This window comes from Paenibacillus sp. JNUCC 34 (assembly GCF_058269055.1).
The window spans coordinates 39,053-58,667 of the sequence record NZ_CM177770.1 but is presented as its reverse complement, the minus strand read 5'-3'; the positions used below and the strand labels follow the sequence as shown (position 1 = coordinate 58,667).

The following is a 19,615-nucleotide window of genomic DNA, read 5'->3' as shown; positions in this document are numbered from 1 at the left end:
GATATCCCCTGCCTAATCTTTCAGCCTGTCCCAAGGAGTAGAGCGGTCATAATAGGTATCACACAATTTAAATTCGCTGTCTTTGAAAAAGCAGCCGTTATCTTCCATCGTATCGCGCACCGTCATTTTGGCCAAGTCCATCATGTTATGATCCCGGCTGAGATGAGCCAGGTATGCACGCTTAGTGTCACCAGCCAACAGCTCGCTAAGGGCATCTCCAGCCGACACGTTTGACAGGTGACCCATGTCGCCAAGAATCCGGCGTTTGGTGTTCCACGGATACCGTCCCATACGCAGCATCTCAATGTCGTGATTAGCCTCAAGGACTAACACATCCGAGCCTTCAATCGCTTTTTTTACCTTGTCGCTCACATAACCGAGATCTGTCGCTACACCCAGCTTCTCGTCTCCGTCATAGAAACAATAACCCACTGGCGCGGCTGCATCATGAGAAATTTCAAAAGGCTCTACACGCAGCGTCCCGAAATCCTTCACTTCATGGCTGTCCAGCACAATCCGATTCTCCTCTGCAATCTTGCCGACAGATCGGTTTATCGCTTCCCATGTCTTCTCGTTGGCGTAAATCGGCAGATTGTACTTACGTGCTACCGCCCCAAGTCCTTTAATATGATCGGAATGCTCGTGTGTGACCAGAATCCCGTCAATCTCTTCCCCGGACATGTCCCGTTCCTTCAAAAGTTCGTCAATCCGCCGCGCACTCAGCCCGGCATCAATTAGAAGTGTCGTATCCTCGTTGCGGACAACTGTTGCGTTGCCCGTCGAGCCGCTCGACAGCACGGTAAAAGATATCCCCATTGGTCCGTTACTCCTTTACTTTATCCATCTTGGGCGTGAACACATCTCCACTAATCCCCTGAACGTAGATCATTTCTCCATTATCCAGCGTAAACCGCCATGCCGGTGCCGCCAGCTCCACATCTGTGTTAAACATCTGCCCGTAATAACCGAGCTGTATATCCTTGACCACCGACTTCGGCGGAATGAAATTCCGTTCAATAATCGTTCCAAGTGCCTTGGATGCAGACAATACCTTTTGTTCCTCCACATCGCTAGTGGATTGAATTTCTAGCACCGGCTTACGGTAATACTCTATCTTTTGGCTCTCGTGGAACAGCTCCAGCTCGACATTGAACAGCGGCCATTCCCCGTTTACCAGCGGACGGAACACAAAGACGTTTTCTTTATCTGACTGCGGATCATGACGGAACTGTTTCAGATTCGGAATTTGTCCGGCCAGTGCAGTCTGAAGCTCCTTTTGATCCGAATAGATCAGCTTGGTGTCGACCGGCTGGTTCAGCTTGACCGGCTTGCCTTGCGCCCCGACACTATACGTATAAGCGATCTTCGGCAGCTGCGGCGTTTCTGGCGGAATCGGGCTCAATACCTGAATCCGATTCTCTTCCATAACCCTCTGCGTACTTTCAGACAAGGAGGTGAAGTCCAGACTGGAGCCGGCCTGCTCCCGATAGTCGATCCACAACTGGTAACCAAGTACCAGATTCAGCAGCAAAAACGCATAGATCAACACATTTTTGGCCCGTCCCCAATCCATGTGCTTCCCTCCTTCACCTTCATGTTTTATCTATTCCAGCGCCTGCACACTTCCGTTCGAAAGATGAACAGCCCATACCGGCTTAAGCCGCAGTTCATTCTCGGTTACGAACGGCAAATAGGCCGGTTCCAGATCCACAATCTTTACGTTATCAGGCAGTTTATCTAGCTTCTCCCGCAGCTCATCTCCTGCAGGCAGTTTCACGATTTTTTTCTTCTGTTCTTCTGTTGTTACGTACAGCAGTGAACGCTCATAAGAGGTTACCGTACCCTTCTGTAGCTCCAGCTTCATGATACCGTAATTGAAACCAGGTGTATTCAGAATCGGGTAACCCCGGTGATACTGCTGGAACTCTACCAGTGTCCGGTCTTCGTTATCCTCGGATTGACTTAACCGGTAGCTGCCGTCCCAACCGCCATGCTGGTTCACAAAATCAATCGCTGACAGCACATCCTTGCCGGGGCTGCTTTCACCCGATGGCGGTGCCGCCGGATCCGTGTAACTCATCCAGCTCTGCCCTTGATCCACCTGAAGGCTGCGTTTGCTGTCCGTATAAATTTCAGAACCGTCCCACTCCCGGATATTCCGTGTAATGCTCGGGTCAAAAAATAAGCTCCGCTGCATCTGCTCCACCGTATACATTCCGACTGGCAGCTCCAGACTTATCATATCAACCGGTTCCTCCGGCATGTAAAACGATGTTCCTTCCTGCATCGTGTAAGGGCCCCAGTCCAGTCCGAAATCAACAAGTTGATGAATATCTTGTGCCGTCAAATCAGCCTGTGAGGCTTCGTAGACGACATCCCCCTCCGTACTGAAAAAGAGCGCATGTACTTTAGGTTCTCCTTCTATGCTGTACAACCACATTTTGTGAATGCTTTCCCCTTCGAACAGGGAGTCCGGCGTAATCTGCATCACCTTTTGAAGAAGTGTCACTGGTATACCGGAACCAAAGCTCAGTTCAATGCCCTTACTGCTGGCACGAAGCTTGGACCAGTCCATATTGTTCAATGTCCGGCGCTGAAAACTTTCGAACGTCCGGCCCTTCAACCGGTTATTGACAAGATCATAGAACATTTGACCAGGATAAAAAACCGTATGCTTATCCTCACCAAGATGGATAATCATCTTTTTCGGATAAATCAGATTCTCTGCTTTTGTTTCCGGCCCCATATCTTCCGTCTTGATGTAAGAATCCTCGGACTGCACCACAGAGTCACTACCCGGGAGACGGTAAATGAGAAAATAACTTTGTACCAGACTGCCCAGTACTAACACAAGCAGCAGCGCGGTTTTTAATCGTTCCTTCACGTTGTCCCCCTCCCTTCCTCATTCAGAGGCAGCGTGAAGGTTACCTTCGTGCCTTTTTCGAGCTCTGACTGTAGAGATATCGATCCACCATGTACCCTTACAATTTCCCGGGCAATGGACAAACCGAGTCCGGTACCTCCCATATTACGGGTACGGGCCTTATCCACTCGGTAAAACCGTTCAAATATTCGGTCCAGATTCTTTTTCGGTATGCCAATTCCGGTATCTGCTACAGACAGGGACAGCATGCCGTCCTCTGTCACATCAGCCCCCATCGTAATCGTACCGCCGTCTGGCGTATATTTAAGCGCGTTAGAAATCAGATTATCGAGCACCTGGTCGATTCCGTCCCGGTCCAACATGGCGACGGATACACCCGGTTTCGCATCAATAACCGTATGCACATTTTTCTGCTGCATTTGAAAAGAGAACCGGTCTTCTACATCCTCCAGCATCTCCACAATGTCGACCGGCTGTTTCCGTAGCGCCGCCTCCTTGGAATCAAATCGTGACAGATGAAGCAGATCGGTGACCAGCCGGATCATCCGGCCTGTCTCATTCTGGATGACACCGACAAATCGAGGTGCCAGCTGCTTGTCTTCCAGCGCCCCATCTTCCAGTGCCTCAGTGTAACTCTTGATCGTTGTCAGCGGCGTCCGGAGTTCATGCGAAACGTTCGCTACGAATTCCCGCCGCGAAGCTTCCAGCTTCTCCTGCTCCGTAACATCCTGCAGTACGGCAATCGTACCGGTGATTCCAATCTCCCGCCGATGAATCGGGGTAAACGTTACCCGCATCACGAAAGGCTGCCCGCCTTCGGGCGGTGTAATCTCCAGCAGCTTGGTATCGCTGCCGCCGCGGGCCAACGACTCGGCTTCCAATTCCTCCAGACCAAGCAGCAAGCCTATTTCCCGGCCTGCCAGTTCCTCGCCTTCCACGCCAAGCATCTGCCCGGCGCGACGGTTCATCAGAATAACGCGTCCCGCTTCGTCCGTCGCAATAACTCCGTCACTCATGTTGGTAAGAATGGATGCCAGCTTCTCCTTCTCCTCTTCGTTCTGCGACAGAGCCTCACGCAGCCGGCTGGTCATGTAATTGAACGTTTCGCTCAGCTGTCCGATTTCATCGCTGCCGAATACTGGCGCTTTCTCTGTAAATCGGCCTTCTGCTACCGCCCTTGCATGGCGGGTCAATTCCTTAATCGGATGGGTAATCGTATGGGACAGAATGACCCCAAGCACCGCAGTCAGACCAAGAGCCAGCAAGATACCTGAAATGAATATGCTGTTAATCCGCTCCATAGTCGCATACAGCTCACTCATACTTGCTACGATATAGATGGCACCAACAATTTTATCGTTATGGATGACAGGCTTTGCTACCACCTTTTTGCGAGTTCCGTCGTCGTCAATAATGTATTCCTCGTTATCCACGATGCCCTGAAGCGCCCGGCTGACGACCGTCTGTGTGTTCTTTTTGTCCACATAGTCCGCATGCGACAGCATTGACGTTGTCAGTACCTTACCCGTAGCATCCAGAACCTGAATCTCGGCCCCGCTCATGTTGAACAGATTGTTAACCATCACCTGAAGGCTATCATTCGGATCCTCATCCGGGTCCCCTCCGCTAGCCAGCGTTTTGGCTGCAAGCACCGACATCAGCTCCGCACGCTCCTGCAAATCCGTCGAAAAATTACTCGTTAGGGAGTTCTTCATAGCACTCACAAAATAGACGCCGATCAGCTGCATGGCGATCAGAATCAGCAACACATAAATGATGATGACCTTCGCCTGAATTGTCCGGAAGAAGGACAGCCACTTCATTACAGGCCTCCGTTTTTGGAACTACGCATCAAATAGCCAAGCCCTCGCCGGGTCAAAATATACTCCGGCTTACTCGGATTCTCTTCGATCTTCTCGCGCAGCCGGCGAATCGTCACATCGACCGTACGTACATCACCGAAATATTCGAAGCCCCATACCGCCTGCAACAGATGCTCACGAGTCATCACCTTGCCGGCATTTCTGGCCAAATAATAGACCAGCTCATATTCGCGGTGCGTCAGATCGAGCGCTTCCCCGCTTTTATATACCATATACATGTCTGTATCAATAAATAGCTCAAACAAACGAAACCCCTGCTGGGCTTCCACATCTGCGGAGCCATTGGCATCCGCCATACTGTCACTCTTGTGTTGACGCCGCATTTGCGCTTTGACCCGCGCCAGCAGCTCACGCGTACTGAACGGCTTGGTTACATAGTCGTCCGCACCGAGCTCAAGACCCAGTACTTTGTCGATCTCTCCATCCTTCGCAGTCAGCATGATGATCGGGATATGCAAGTTGGCGGCACGTACCTCACGGCACACGTCCATTCCATCTTTACCTGGCAGCATCAGATCGAGCAGCATCAGGTCAGGACGCTTAGACAACGCAAGTTCTACGGCACTGATTCCGTCAAATGCGCAAATAACCTCATAGCCCTCTTTTTCAAGATTAAACTTTAAAATATCGGCGATGGGCTGTTCGTCATCCACCACCAGAATGGTTCCCTGCATATAACTTCTCACCTCATACCTTCACTTGAACGATCTTCGTTCTATTTTATCATACCTAGCGTTCCGGCACATCTGCCTACCGTCGCAATAAACTCCCGAAACAATAACATGGCCGCCCCGTGAAGGAGCGGCCATGTTATTTATGATATATGAACCAATAATGGCTTATGTCGTCATTAGTAACCCCAGTATAACATAGGATTATAAATATTTCATAGGGTTTTGCTGAACTCCATTTTTACGAATTTCGAAATGGAGATGAACCCCGGTCGAGCGGCCCGTGCTGCCCATAATGCCCAGCTTGCTGCCTTGTCCGACCGATTGTCCGTTGCGGACAGAAATGCTGCTCATATGACCGTAGAGCGTTTGGTAACCATTGCCGTGATCAACGATGACGGCGTTACCGTAACTGCCCTGGTATCCGGCGAATATGACTTTGCCGCCGGCTGCAGCCATAATCGTACGACCGCCAACCATATCCGTACCTTCATGGGTACGGCCCCAGCGCTGACCATACGAGCTGGTTATACGCGCGCCGCTGATCGGCCATGCAAACATACGACCTGAACTCTCGGATACTGTCGCTGATGGGGTTGCTGGTGTTGCTGGAGTTACTATCTTTTTCTTCTCTGGAACCTTGGTTCCTTTATATACAACTTCAGGTAGAGCAGGCTGCACAACCTGTTGGCCTGTCCACTGCTTGGAAACGATCTCGCCGTTCTCCTTGGTTACCACATATTCGACCGTCTTCACTCCGTCGCGCCCCTGGCGAACTACTTTACGTTTGCCCAGCGGCAGCTCATCACTTTTGCGAACAATGGTCTCAGGTTTGCTGGCCATCTTCTCCGTTACCGCTTCGACCGTGCGAACCGTCAATGGAGCGACAGGTCTGCTCAGCTCAAGCTCTGATCCGATTTGGAGGTATTTCTCCTCCAATCCCGGATTAAGCGCCATTACCTCTGCACGCTTCATGTTATGTGACTGTGCGATTGAAGAGATGGTGTCTCCTTCTATCACTGTATAAACAACAGGCTCCTCTTTGGTGCCGGTCAGTGCTTCTACAGCGCCCTCCACATCCAGCACTTTATTCGGATCCGTCTTCGTATAAGATACGGACACATCTTCTTTAATCTCAACCGATTTTATGCTGTCGCTTTCAGCCGAGCTTTTCTTTCCTGTAGAAACCGAGGTCTGCTGAATTGCAGGCTTTCCGCTCTTCGCAACTGCTGCTGTTGGAGCATACTTTTCCTTAGCCGCTTGAACGGCAGCCTGAGCGGTCTTCTGATCCTTGACAATGGCAACCGTTTCACCGTTAACCTTCACTTCTACTCCGCGCGCGTACGCTTTCAGCATACTATCCAGCTTCGCCAGCGTTTCCTCACTCTTCACAACCGGCTTATAATCCCGATCTGCTTTTGTTGTGATACCGTCGGTGTGCAGAACCATCATAACACCCGGGTATTTCTCCTGATAATATTTCCGTTTCGTTTCAAACAGCTCGTTCAGCTGTCCATCATCTTCGATGGTGCCTATATTTTGTCCGTTTACATATACGTAGTAGAACGGCAATGTATTTGCGTTTACATATTCGCGTCCGGCGAAAAAGACCGATCCTGCAACAAGCGCAACACCTGCCGGGATCAAGATCCACTTACGGGAAGAAATCCATCCTTTTTCCTTTGTGTCAGCCTGAACGTCGGATTCATGTCTGGAGTTTTCGTTATCCTTGGCAGAACGGCCAGCGTTAAGCCTTTGCTTAATGCTGTCATACCACCTCGTATCTTTAAAACCTTTCATGTTCTTCTCCTTTTTCAGTCCTGTGTCCTTATGTACGAACCAGCGATTATGTAGGTATACGACGAACGGACGATATTTTTACCATATCTTGTATAAATCATTATATTATGATTCGTCAAAAGGTTTCAAAATCTTAACCTTTTCAACACCAGTTAACTTTAACATAGCTTTTACAGTCGGATCAAGTCTCCGGACTCATAGAAAAAACCCGCGCCCAGCGCGAGTTTAATTCACATTCCTGATTTTGTTATTTTTTTCGAATGACAAAACAATGACAAACCTAAGCCTGCAAGCAGCTACAGCCTATTTTTGAAGCATAGTCATCAATTTCTCAAACTCATCTTTGCTCAAGTATTTGGAAATGCCCTTCTCGATCTCATCCAGCTCGGACGCTGTCAATCCATCTTCCATGGCTTCGGATATTTTTTGTATCTCCGCCTGCGGCAGCTTGCTCAACAACAGTGTAAAAATCTCTTCTTTCTCTTTCGTGGTAAGACTGCTTTTCTTATCAACCATTTCTTCCGGGGTCATCACTACCTGATGATCCCCTTGACCGGCTGCCGATTCACCCGCACTTCGTCCCATCACCGGCAGAGAATCTTCCGGTGGAGCTTCCCCCTCTACCGCCCGGTCATCGCCATTCTTATTGCTGTCATCAGAAGTTCCTCCGGTCGCTCCAGGATTCGTCCCTTCCGTACCGATACCTCGCGAAGAACTTCCTCCTGACGAGGAGAGGCCCTCCTGCGTACTCGATGAGCCGGATGCTGCGTCATTATTTTGACCTCCAGCCGAATTATTCCCCACGGTACCTTCTGTACCTGTGTCTACCTTGTCCTGTCCACTTGAACCGTTAAACCCGAGTAAATTTTTCATGATGCCTCCTACCCCCATCGGCTGAGCCTCCAGCTGGATATTAAAGCTCGCCAGTACCGATTGAAGATAGCTATTCACAACAATACCTGTGGTCAGAATCGTTAGTGTACTTATAAGCACTGCCGTAAGACTGATTTTAAGCAGCCATTTCATCAGCTTCATGTGCTCTGCCTCCTTCTCATGCATGATCCGAAATGACATGGTCATCATTTTCCTACTTTATCCAGTATGGACGGCATGCCGAAGGTTCAACCTCTTAAAATGTCCTCTCTTCAACATTTTTATAACACCTTTCTACAGACAGCTCTTATGCTTATAATGTTTTGGGCCAAACTAGGCTCGTGCTATGATGACTATGATTATCCATACATACCATTCTAGGGGGTCTGTCCAGCTATGGTTCACATTTTAATCGCAGATGACGATTCTCATATCCGGGAATTGCTACGATACCACCTTCAGCTTGAAGGCTATACTGTGTTTGAGGCGACCGACGGAGAAGAAGCCTCTGCCTGTCTTATCAAAGAACAAATTCATCTGGCCGTTGTCGATGTGATGATGCCGAATAAGGATGGATATCAGCTTACTGAGGAAATCCGGAATGACTACGATTTTCCGGTGATTTTACTTACAGCCAAGGACCAACTCCTCGATAAGGAAAAGGGCTTTGCCGTCGGGACCGACGATTATGTAACCAAGCCCTTTGAACCAAAGGAATTGTTGTTCCGCATCAAGGCACTTCTGCGTCGCTATCAGATGGTCAGTGCCGACAAAATCCATCTTCACGATACCGTCATTGACCGGAGAAGCTATGAGGTTTACGGTCACGGTAAGGTACTGATGTTGCCGATGAAGGAATTCGAGCTGCTCTCTCAGCTCGCAAGCTATCCGGATCGCACGTTTACACGCGATGAGCTGATCCTGCTCATTTGGGGCTCGGATTTTGACGGCGATGACCGTACAGTAGATGTGCATATTAAACGACTGAGAGAACGATTCGCGGATCGAAGCAGTGACTTTAGTATCCGCACAGTGCGGGGAGTCGGGTATAAGCTGGAGGTTGGTACCACGTGAAGACTCTCTATTCCAGGATCGTCATTACAACGATCTGCATTATGGTGCTAAGCAGTGTATTTGCATTTCTTTTGTCCAATATGTATTACCAATACAATTTGAAAGCTTATAATGACCAGAAAATTACGGACATGGCCTATGATATCGAAAATTTTTACAAACATAATCGCGAGATTGGTATTGAAGATTATCTGACTCACGTCGGAAAACTGGGTTATCAGATAGTTCTTTCGAACGGTAATGGACACGAAGTGTTTTATGGCGGAGAGTTTAGTCGTAATTCACTAGAGCCGGAGGTGATTAAGAGGGTCGTAAGCGGCGAAACTTATCACGGGATTCTGAACTTCCCGTCCAAACTGTTCATTACCGGATTTTTTGATAATGATTTAATGAACTCGATCGGTGTCCCTATCGTAATCGACGGGGTCACCCACGCCCTTTTTCTTAGACCAGACGTGATGGTCCAGTTCGGCGAGATGCGCATCTTTTTCTCGATTATTATGGTCATCTCCATTCTGCTGAGCATACTGCTCGTCGGCATTATTACCCGTCACATCGTCAATCCGATCGTACATCTGACGGAAGCTACCAAACAAATATCCCAAGGCAAATACAATCTGAAGCTGAACGTCAAACGGCGGGATGAAATCGGTAAACTGTCCGACCACTTCTCTCATATGGCCAAAGGACTGGAGCAGCTCGAGCAGATGAGACAGGAATTTGTGTCAAACGTTTCGCACGAGATCCAGTCGCCGCTTGCTTCCATTCAGGGATTTTCTCAGACTCTGCAGACGAAGAACCTCTCTGAGGAACAGCGGCACCGTTACTTATCGATTATTGAGGACGAGAGCCGGCGAATGTCCCAACTGAGCAAACAGCTGCTTATGCTGGCTTCACTGGATAAAGAAGAACACATCTTAGAGAAATCAACTTTTGATCTGGCCGCCCAGATCAAACAGGTGCTGCTCGTTACGGAATGGAGCTGGCGCAGCAAAGATTTGGCGATCGATATGGAGCTGCCGTCACTTTTCATACATGGCGATCAACAGTTGCTGCACCAGGTATGGACCAATCTCATCACAAACAGTGTGAAGTTTACCGATTCAGACGGATCGATCTCTTTGCGCATCTCACGCCTGGACGATATGTGCTGTATCGAGATATCAGATACAGGCATCGGCATAGCAGAATCAGATTTGCCGCATATTTTCAACCGGTTCTATAAAGCGGATACCGCTCGCGACAGGAAAGAAGCCAGTACAGGTCTCGGATTGTCCATCACCAAAAAAATTATCGACCTGCATCGCGGTTCCATTGAAGTGGAGAGTCAATTGGGCAAAGGAACGACGTTCCGTGTGCTTCTCCCTGCTGTTTAAAATCTTGCTCAGACTCCGTTCATGCTCCGTTCATATTGGACTCCTATACTTTAGCCATCGCCGAGTTTAACTTGGTCGTATCTATAGGAATGGAGATGAAGCAACCATGTTTCTTGCTTTGCGTGAGCTCAAACATTCGAAGCTGCGATATTTATTAATTGGATTTATCATGGTCCTGATCGCCTGGCTCGTTCTGTTTGTAACCGGTCTAGCCCAAGGACTAGCATCAGATAATGCATCCTCGATCCAAAATATGAAGGCTGACTATCTCGTCGTACAAAAGGAAGCTGACCAGCGTCTAAACCGCTCGGTTTTGACCGAGCAGGATTGGAACGATATCAAGGGTCATACCGGTGAACAATCGGCTACCCCGTTAGGTGTCCAGATGACTACACTGACGCGAAGCAACTCAACCTCGAAGGTGGATGCCGCGTTTTTTGCTATCGATACGGAGCAGATGCTGGCACCTACCGTGGTGGAAGGCTCGATGATCAGCCAAACCAAAGCTGACGAGGTGCTTGCCGATCGGTCACTGAAGGAAGAGGATTTTAAGCTGGGTGACCAAATCATCGACCAAACTTCCGGCAAAGCCTTTACTATCGTTGGTTTCACCGAAGGCCAGTCCTTTAGCCACGCGCCGGTTCTTCATATGAACTTTAAAGGCTGGCAATCCATTCACAACACAGATTCAGGCCGCGAGATGTTCTTCAACGCTGTTGCAATGAGTGCGAGTTCGGATCAAGCCGACCAGCTGGTCCAGCAGGTTCCGGGCATTGATGTTATTAGTAAAGACCAGGCTCTGCAAGGAATTCCGGGTTATAAAGAAGAACAAGGGTCGCTCATGATGATGATTGTATTTCTGTATATCATTGCCGCCTTTGTGCTTGCTGTATTCTTCTATGTCATTACCATTCAAAAAATGAACCAATTCGGCGTGCTCAAGGCTATCGGAGCCCCATCCACTTACTTGGCCAGAAATCTGATTTTACAGGTAATGCTCCTGTCGGTTGTCAGTCTGATCATCAGTATTGCCCTTACCTATGGTGTGGCAGCTCTAATCGGTAACAGCATCCCGTTTGATCTGTCCCCGTCCTTGGTGCTTGGTTCGGCTGGGCTGTTCCTGTTCGTATCTCTCATCGGTTCTCTGTTGTCACTTTATCGGGTTGTCAAAATTGATGCTATCGAAGCGATCGGGAGGGCTGCATAGTGGGTGATAAACTGATACTCGAGCATGTAAGCAAAGAGTTTGGAGACGGGGATACTTCCGTTAAGGTTCTGGATGATGTTTCACTGCAGGTGAAGGCAGGCGAGTTCGTAGCGGTGGTCGGCCCTTCCGGCTCTGGAAAGAGTACCTTTCTATCGATTGCGGGGGCGCTCCTATCGCCCACAAATGGCCGAATTATGATTGGAAACAAGGAAGTGGGCAAGTTGTCGTCCAAACAGATGAACAAGATTAGACTGGACAATATCGGATTTATTTTTCAGTCTTCAAACCTGATTCCTTATTTAACTGTTCGTGATCAACTGCTGCTCATCCCGAAGCTAGCAGGGAAATCCAGGCGCAAGAGTGAGCAAAGAGCTGATGATCTTTTAAAAAGGCTCGGTCTTTCGCACCGCAACGATCATTATCCGGAAAGCCTTTCAGGCGGAGAGCGTCAGCGTGTGGCCATTGCTCGGGCTTGGATGAACGATCCGGAGCTTATTCTGGCAGATGAACCTACGGCGAGCCTGGACTCAGAACGCGGACGGGTTGTCGTTCAGATGCTGGCCGATGAAGTAAAGCTGCGCCAGAAGGCTGCTGTTATGGTCACCCATGACAAGCGTATGCTTGATTTGTGTGACCGTGTCATCTACATCGAGGACGGCAAGCTTTCCGAGAAACCTATAGATGAATAAAATAAACAAGCCAGTCTTCTTGAGCATAAGAAGACCGGCTTGTTCTGAATCTACAGCATGGATCGTTATACACAACGGCAAGCGGCTTTCCGTGGGATCCCCAAATCCATCGTCAACATGTTAGCCTGTACCGCTTGCAGCGTCTGTGATTGGTATTGCTCCCCGTTTTACAGCTCAGGTGTGATATCTAGAAAGTAACTGGGTTAAGCGCTTTCAAGTCAATCACCCTTAAACGGAGTTATATACTACATTATATTTCCTATATGGCTTTTTCCAAGGGATACTTTCTCCATATGCTGGGATAAATTCCTCTATTTTATCATATTTCAGAGCCTCATATAACGCACAAAAGAAGCCTGCCAATTCCCTGGCAGGCTTTAAACAACATATCCATTCTATTACTTTTCCGCACCGCGTGAAACCCCGATTAAACCCTCTAGTGTTGCATGGCAGCGGTCAATTCTTGCTTATTCGTAAATCGGAAGGACCTGGTTTGTCTGTTCGCGGTTCCGTCCTACGGAGAAGATCGCAATCGGAATCCCTGTCAGTTCGGATACACGCTCTACATAACGACGGGTGTTCTCTGGCAGATCCTCCAGTGTCTTCGCACCGGTAATATCCTCATTCCAGCCTGGCAGCTCTTCATACACTGCTTCGCACTCAGCCAGCATTTTCAGGCTTGCCGGGTAATGTGTAATTTCCTCACCGCGGTATTTGTAAGCTGTGCAAATCTTCACGGTTTCCAGACCGCTCAGTACGTCAAGTGAATTCAGGGACAAACCTGTAATCCCACTTACACGACGGGCATGACGTACAACGACGCTGTCGAACCAACCCACACGGCGTGCACGCCCAGTCACTGTACCGTACTCATGACCTTTTTCACGGATATAATTGCCGGTCTCGTTATTCAGCTCTGTCGGGAACGGGCCGTCTCCGACACGCGTGGTGTAGGATTTAGCGACACCGATCACCTGTTGGATCTTTGAGGGTCCAACCCCAGAACCGATACATACGCCGCCGGCGGAAGGGTTCGAAGATGTAACGAACGGATACGTACCTTGATCGATGTCCAGCATGACGCCTTGTGCGCCTTCGAACAACACTTTTTTATCCGCATCGATTGCATCATTAAGAACAACGGAAGTATCGTGTACATAACGGCGGATTTCTTCAGCATAAGCAAGATACTGAGTCAGCGTTTCTTCGACATCCAGCTCTTCGCCGCCGTACATCTGCTTGATGATGTCATTCTTCTCTTTCATCATGTGACGCAGCTTCAGCTCGAATTCCTCAGCATCCATCAAGTCAGCAATCCGGATACCATTCCGTGCCGCTTTATCCATGTAGCAAGGGCCGATACCTTTGCGTGTTGTACCGATCTTGTTAGGGCCTTTACGGTCTTCCTCAAGTGCATCGAGTACCATATGGTAAGGCATGATGACATGCGCGCGGTCACTGATGACCAAATTGTCAGTGCTAAATCCATTATCATGAATGTATTTAATCTCTTCAATAAGTGCGGCCGGGTTAATAACCATACCGTTACCGATCACACAAGTCTTGTCTTTATAAAATACTCCGGATGGAATCAAGCTGAGTTTGAACTTTTTACCGTCAATCAGAATGGTATGGCCGGCGTTATTACCGCCCTGGTAGCGGGCCACCACGTCAGCGCTCTCCGCCAAATAATCCGTGATCTTCCCTTTTCCTTCATCTCCCCATTGTGTTCCCACAACGACTACCGTTGACATATTCATTCCTCCGCTCGGTGATTAACAACCACCCTAGATTATCTCACTTCACCTATTATTTCACTTGGCTTCAATTCTTATGAACTGCTATCAACTACTGCCCCTTCGGCAGCAATCTAAGTTTAACAGCCCCTTTTTTCAAAGTCAAATAAAAAAACGAACAATCATGCATTAACGCATACGATTGTTCGTGATTAGGACAGCTTATATGAGGAATAACCCTCGCTTATGTCAAAGTATTATGAAAATTGATTAATCCGGGTGTTCTAACCGGCAGCAAAAGCATCGGCATGCGTTCGTTCATAATTGACGAACTTATTAAAGTTCTTCAAAAATACCAATTCTACCGTACCTACCGGTCCGTTACGCTGTTTGGCGATAATAATCTCGATGATATTCTTCTTTTCTGTTTCCTGATTATAGTAATCATCCCGATACAGAAACGCGACGATATCGGCATCCTGCTCGATCGAACCGGATTCCCGCAAGTCACTCATCATCGGACGCTTATCCTGACGCTGTTCCACGCCCCGGCTGAGCTGTGACAGTGCAATAACCGGCACTTCTAACTCACGCGCAATCTGCTTCAAGGTACGAGAAATTTCCGATACCTCCTGCTGCCGATTCTCACCAGCCTTACCGCGCCCGTGAATGAGCTGCAGGTAGTCGATGAGAATCATACCAAGTCCCTTCTCCTTCTTAAGACGGCGACATTTGGCGCGGATATCCGCTACAGTTACGCCTGGCGTATCGTCGATATAAATCTCCGCTTCCGACAGGGCGGCAATGCCCATCGTCAACTTAGACCAATCCTCATCACCCTTGAAGTCACCGTTACGCATTACCCCTGCGTCGAGGTTCGCTTCGGCACAGATCATACGCTGCACCAGCTGAGGCGCGGACATCTCTAAACTGAAGATGGCCACAGTCTCTTTAGCCCGGATGGCCACGTTTTGGGCGATGTTCAGCGCGAACGCTGTTTTACCAACCGACGGACGGGCAGCTACAATAATCAAGTCATTGCGCTGAAATCCGCTCGTCATCTTGTCCAGATCCACGAATCCTGATGGAATCCCTGTCGTATTGCCCTGGTTTTGGTAAAGACCCTCAACCTTCTCGAACACTTCCATCAACACATCACGTATCGCAATAAATCCACTGCCTGTTCGGCGGTTGGATATTTCCAAAATCCGCCGCTCGGCCTCACTTAGCATACCGGATACATCTTCGCCCCCGGTATATCCTTCACTGACAATCTGGGTTGCCGTACGGATCAGACGACGGAGCATGGATTTCTCTTCGATAATTTGTGCGTAATAATCTACGTTGGCAGCTGTGGGAACGGCACGGGCCAATTTGGCCAAATAACTTACGCCGCCGATTTCCTCTAACTGCCCTTTATCTTGAAGCCGGGAAGTGAGTGTCACCAGATCGATCGGCTGGTTCTCTTCTCCAAGCTGCACCATTACTTCGTAGATCATCTGGTGCGTCTTATCGTAGAAATCCTCGGTCTGCACCCGCTCCATCGCTGTAATCAGCGCCTCGCTTTGCAGCAGTACAGCACCAAGCACCGCCTGCTCCGCTTCGAGGTTCTGGGGAGGTATCCGATCGAAATAGAGTTCTCCGCCCATTTTACTCCTCCGTAATTTGAACCTTGAGTGTCGCTTTGACCTCAGGGTGGAGCTTCACAGGTACCTGGGTCACACCCAGATGACGAATCGGCTCACTCAATTCAATTTTGCGTTTGTCGATCTTAATCTTATTTGCAGCTAAAGTTTCTGCGATTTGCTTGCTTGTAATTGCACCGAACAGGCGCCCGCCTTCACCGGACTTCGCTTTCACGGTAATAGTCATTTCCTCAAGCTGTTTACCGAGAGCGACAGCCTCATCCTTCTCCTGCTGCTTACGCTTTTGCTCGGATGCATTCTGCTGCTCCAATGTTTTCATATTGCCCTCGGTAGCAGGACGAGCTACCCCGCGCGGAAATAAGAAATTTGCTGCATAGCCTTCCGATACCTCTTTAACTTCGCCTTTCTTGCCTTGGCCCTTCATATCCTTAATAAAAATGACTTTCATTCGAATAACCCCTCTTTCGCTTCAATGTCCGCCAGCACTTCCAGCAGCGCGTCTTCAGCTTCCTCAATCGTCATATCCAGCTGTACTGCGGCGTTCGTTAGATGACCGCCACCACCAAGCCGTTCCATAACGACTTGGACGTTCATACGGCCCATGGACCGCGCACTGATTCCAATCTGACCATCAGGCCGTACGCCGATGACAAAGGAAGCCTGAACATCTGTCATATTCAGCAGCATATCTGCTGCCTGTGCAATGAGCAGCTGAGGTATTTGTTCACCTTTATGCGTCACTGCGAGCGCGACGTGCCCATATACCATTCTAGCATGTTTTACGATCTCAGCCTTAGCTATAAATTCTGTCAGATCTTCTTTTAACACCCGCTGGATCATCGCGGTGTCCGCACCATGACGTCTTAAGAACCCTGCTGCCTCAAACGTACGCGATCCGGTATGCAGCGCATAATGCTTCGTATCTACTGTGATTCCGGCGAGAAGAGCCGTAGCTTCCAGCGGAGACAATGACACCCGGTCATGAATGTACTGAAGCACTTCTGTCACCAGCTCACAAGCTGACGAAGCATACGGCTCCAGGTACACCAATACAGCATCATTAATAAATTCCTCACCTCGGCGGTGATGATCAATAACAACAACCCGGCTCGCCTGCTTCACAAGCCGCGGCTCCATCGTCATCGATGCTTTATGGGTATCAACCACAACAAGCAGCGTATGCTGAGTCAGCATCTGCATCGCCTGCTCCGGTGAGATAAACCGGCTCATCAGATTCTCGTCCTTGCGGACCTCATCCATAATCCGCCGCACCGAAGGATTTACCCCTTCCAGTACGATATGGGCCTCCACCTTATACAGCTGAGCTGCTTTCAGCACCCCAATTGAAGCTCCGATGACATCCATATCCGGCATTTTGTGTCCCATGATGATAACACGGTCGCTCTCCTGCATCAGATCACGCAGCGCATGTGAAATCACACGTGCACGAACTCGGGTTCGCTTCTCTACAGCGTTTGACTTTCCGCCATAAAAAGACAGCCGCTGACCGGCCTTTACTGCCGCCTGATCACCTCCGCGTCCGAGAGCCATGTCAAGACTCGACTGGGCCAACTGGCCAAGCTCTGTTACATCTTCCGAACCAAAGGCAAGCCCTACACTTAGTGTCAGCGGCACTTTCAGATCAGCAGTCATTTCCCGGACTTCATCGAGAATAAGAAATCTGCTGTTCTCAAGAGCATCCAAAGATTTCTTGTTCAGCATCATCAGGAAACGCTCAGAGGAAAGTCTCCGTAGATAAATATTGAACTCGCGAGCCCAATCCGTAACTTCACTGCTCACCTTGGCCAAGAGCGCGGTACGCTGCTGATCATCCATCCCCTGAGCCGCTTCATCAACGTTATCCATCATCAAAATACCAAGGGCAAGCCGTTCATCCTCATAACGTTGACGCAGTACGACAAGCTCCGTGATCTCATCCAGGTAAATAAGTCTCTCTTCCGGTATAACGGTAGCCCCATAATATTTATCATCATGGCATAGTTCAAGCCGCAATTCCTTCGGACATCCCTCTCTGGAGTCCTTCTTTTCCCGCATAGCATCCGTGAGCTTGGGAAACAGCTCATTTAGCGGCAAACCCACCAATGTTTGATGAGGGAACATATTCACAACGAACTGATTATGCCACTCTACCGTCTTATCCTCACTGTACAGCACAATTCCGAATGGAAGAACACTGACCGCCTCGCCCTCGACTCGTCGTATACGAAACGATAGATCGCCAATATACTCCACCAAGTCACTGCGGAACTTCATCTCTGCCTTTAGCATCGCATAGCCGCTAAAAATTGCAAGCAGCAGACCGATGATACCGAGCCAAGTGTTATAAAAAGACAGAAAGATAACAAGCACTAGCACCAGCGCAAACGCCCAGACGGTATGATAGCCGTGCCAGCGTTTCTGCAGAAATTTAGGCATGACTAATCACCCTATCCATTTTTTTTACCAATTGACTGCCGCAGTGGGAACGCCAGGTCCAAAATACCGAGGATAATCATCGGCGGGAACAACACAATCGGAATAGCCGCAAGAAACGGAACAACCGGATGCCATTTCTTCTGATGTGTAAGATAAAAGAAAAATCCGAGTGCCTGAATCATGAAGCATATCTGCAGCAACGGCATGGCATTGATCACAATCATCTCCACGAAGCCGCCACCTGAATCCTTACTTGCTACACTCATAATCCAAATGATCAGATAATACCAGATCAAAGAACGGGGCAGCATCCACTCACGCGCCTTCTTAAGTGCAGGCACCGAGATACCCATACTATTCAGAATCGGACGGGCCAAAGCATGCGTCACAACCGTCATCAAGAAAGAGCTAATAATTAACGCAAAAGGAACCATGCGCATCGTTCTCTCACTCAAAGCGTCTGTATTTTCTTGGGTCCATACCATCTGACCGGCCAGTCCACTGTTAACTCCCATCTGTTCTAATGGCGCTGTCGTCATCTGTACAATTTCATCCACATATTCTGACAGGTTAAGCTGGAAAAAGGCTGTTCCGATCATAAGCAGCAGCAACATTTCCAATAGCATGGCTGACATGCCGTATTTCAGGACGCGCATGGCTGGAGCCCGCTTCCGGTACCGATACCCCATAACGAGTCCCGGAATCAAGAAATAAGCCGCGAGCATCGCGTATATTGGATGAATTAGGGCTACCGCCAGCCAGACGGGTGCCAGGTGTAGAATAAACGATTTTACATTTAGTACCGTGAAGAGAATTGCAACCGGCAGAATCAGAAGAAGTGCGGTTACAATCGAAAATGGTGTAAGTAGAGAGAGCAGCAGAAGCAAATAAATAACGCTCCAAACCACTGTTGTCCAACGCTGTTTCATGTGTTCACCTCTTACGCAAATGTTCTTCTAGCGTGGAAATATCCTGATACCAATCTTCCAACTGATGTCCTTCTTGCTTATGCTTTTTCAACTTTTCAATCAAGAGATCATCTAAATCCCGATATGACATGCCAAGTCTACGGCCTAGTATGTAGGAACTCATCATCAAGCTGGCCAAGCTGTCGCCCACTTTTGCTGTGCTTCCCTCCCACAGCGCTTTGAACAATCGGGATACGTTATCAACCACTTCGGTCTTAAGCCACTCAATTACCTTGGCGCGTTTAGCCACATCCAAATCCTTCGGCATGTTTGACAAGTCCCATCTCTCCCTGAAAAAAGCTTTATTCTCCATTATAGCATAAAAGCCCGTTCCCCACACAAAAGGGCCCGGTAGCAAGGCCGTCCCAAACC

Annotated in this window: 17 protein-coding genes; 4 read left to right on the top strand and 13 right to left on the bottom strand. The window is 48.9% G+C overall.

Annotation, left to right across the window (positions count from 1 at the left end; all coding sequences use genetic code 11):
* Nucleotides 1-12 precede the first annotated feature (12 nt).
* The 7 genes from AC2TF5_RS00270 to AC2TF5_RS00240 all read right to left on the bottom strand — a co-directional run bounded on the left by AC2TF5_RS00270 (nucleotide 13) and on the right by AC2TF5_RS00240 (nucleotide 8,273).
* A complete protein-coding gene (locus AC2TF5_RS00270) occupies nucleotides 13-816 on the bottom strand; it encodes an MBL fold metallo-hydrolase (protein ID WP_491300314.1) in 804 nt (267 codons plus the stop codon).
* Between the two features lie 7 nt (nucleotides 817-823).
* Complete coding sequence (gene yycI, locus AC2TF5_RS00265) at nucleotides 824-1,573, bottom strand: two-component system regulatory protein YycI (RefSeq protein ID WP_491300313.1); 750 nt, start codon at nucleotides 1,571-1,573, stop codon at nucleotides 824-826.
* 30 nt (nucleotides 1,574-1,603) lie between these two features.
* Entirely contained in the window at nucleotides 1,604-2,884 is a 1,281-nt protein-coding gene (locus tag AC2TF5_RS00260; RefSeq protein WP_491300312.1) for a YycH family regulatory protein, read from the bottom strand.
* Nucleotides 2,881-4,707 (bottom strand): cell wall metabolism sensor histidine kinase WalK, encoded by a 1,827-nt coding sequence (gene walK, locus AC2TF5_RS00255; protein WP_491300311.1) that lies wholly within the window; start codon nucleotides 4,705-4,707, stop codon nucleotides 2,881-2,883. Before walK ends, AC2TF5_RS00260 begins: the two co-directional genes overlap by 4 nt.
* Nucleotides 4,707-5,441: a response regulator YycF gene (yycF, locus tag AC2TF5_RS00250; protein WP_491300310.1), complete on the bottom strand. Its 735-nt coding sequence runs from the start codon at nucleotides 5,439-5,441 to the stop codon at nucleotides 4,707-4,709. The genes walK and yycF overlap by 1 nt, the downstream gene beginning before the upstream one ends.
* Before the next feature lie 201 nt (nucleotides 5,442-5,642).
* Nucleotides 5,643-7,238: a peptidoglycan DD-metalloendopeptidase family protein gene (locus AC2TF5_RS00245; protein WP_491300309.1), complete on the bottom strand. Its 1,596-nt coding sequence runs from the start codon at nucleotides 7,236-7,238 to the stop codon at nucleotides 5,643-5,645.
* Nucleotides 7,239-7,541: 303 nt separating this feature from the next.
* Nucleotides 7,542-8,273 (bottom strand): hypothetical protein, encoded by a 732-nt coding sequence (locus AC2TF5_RS00240; protein ID WP_491300308.1) that lies wholly within the window; start codon nucleotides 8,271-8,273, stop codon nucleotides 7,542-7,544.
* Nucleotides 8,274-8,507: 234 nt separating this feature from the next.
* Between AC2TF5_RS00240 and AC2TF5_RS00235 the strand changes: the two genes are divergently transcribed.
* The 4 genes from AC2TF5_RS00235 (at nucleotide 8,508) to AC2TF5_RS00220 (ending at nucleotide 12,457) form a co-directional block, all read left to right on the top strand.
* Complete coding sequence (locus AC2TF5_RS00235; protein ID WP_491300307.1) at nucleotides 8,508-9,185, top strand: response regulator transcription factor; 678 nt, start codon at nucleotides 8,508-8,510, stop codon at nucleotides 9,183-9,185.
* Nucleotides 9,182-10,561: a sensor histidine kinase gene (locus AC2TF5_RS00230; RefSeq protein ID WP_491300306.1), complete on the top strand. Its 1,380-nt coding sequence runs from the start codon at nucleotides 9,182-9,184 to the stop codon at nucleotides 10,559-10,561. The genes AC2TF5_RS00235 and AC2TF5_RS00230 overlap by 4 nt, the downstream gene beginning before the upstream one ends.
* A 106-nt stretch (nucleotides 10,562-10,667) precedes the next feature.
* Entirely contained in the window at nucleotides 10,668-11,768 is a 1,101-nt protein-coding gene (locus tag AC2TF5_RS00225; protein ID WP_491300305.1) for an ABC transporter permease, read from the top strand.
* Nucleotides 11,765-12,457 carry an ABC transporter ATP-binding protein gene (locus AC2TF5_RS00220; RefSeq protein ID WP_491302759.1) on the top strand — a complete coding sequence of 231 codons (693 nt, stop codon included), beginning with the start codon at nucleotides 11,765-11,767 and terminating at the stop codon, nucleotides 12,455-12,457. Before AC2TF5_RS00225 ends, AC2TF5_RS00220 begins: the two co-directional genes overlap by 4 nt.
* Before the next feature lie 467 nt (nucleotides 12,458-12,924).
* Here AC2TF5_RS00220 and AC2TF5_RS00215 read toward each other — a convergent pair whose 3' ends face one another.
* From AC2TF5_RS00215 to AC2TF5_RS00190, 6 genes are all read right to left on the bottom strand, one after another.
* Entirely contained in the window at nucleotides 12,925-14,211 is a 1,287-nt protein-coding gene (locus AC2TF5_RS00215) for an adenylosuccinate synthase (protein ID WP_491300304.1), read from the bottom strand.
* A 266-nt stretch (nucleotides 14,212-14,477) separates the two neighbouring features.
* A complete protein-coding gene (dnaB, locus tag AC2TF5_RS00210) occupies nucleotides 14,478-15,842 on the bottom strand; it encodes a replicative DNA helicase (protein WP_491300303.1) in 1,365 nt (454 codons plus the stop codon).
* A 1-nt stretch (nucleotide 15,843) separates the two neighbouring features.
* Nucleotides 15,844-16,287 carry a 50S ribosomal protein L9 gene (rplI, locus tag AC2TF5_RS00205; RefSeq protein WP_491300302.1) on the bottom strand — a complete coding sequence of 148 codons (444 nt, stop codon included), beginning with the start codon at nucleotides 16,285-16,287 and terminating at the stop codon, nucleotides 15,844-15,846.
* Nucleotides 16,284-18,275, bottom strand: a complete 1,992-nt coding sequence (locus tag AC2TF5_RS00200) for a DHH family phosphoesterase (protein ID WP_491300301.1) — start codon at nucleotides 18,273-18,275, stop codon at nucleotides 16,284-16,286. Before AC2TF5_RS00200 ends, rplI begins: the two co-directional genes overlap by 4 nt.
* Nucleotides 18,276-18,286: 11 nt before the next feature.
* Nucleotides 18,287-19,204: a DUF2232 domain-containing protein gene (locus AC2TF5_RS00195; RefSeq protein WP_491300300.1), complete on the bottom strand. Its 918-nt coding sequence runs from the start codon at nucleotides 19,202-19,204 to the stop codon at nucleotides 18,287-18,289.
* Nucleotides 19,205-19,208: 4 nt separating this feature from the next.
* Entirely contained in the window at nucleotides 19,209-19,511 is a 303-nt protein-coding gene (locus AC2TF5_RS00190) for a MazG-like family protein (protein WP_208920954.1), read from the bottom strand.
* Nucleotides 19,512-19,615 lie beyond the last annotated feature (104 nt).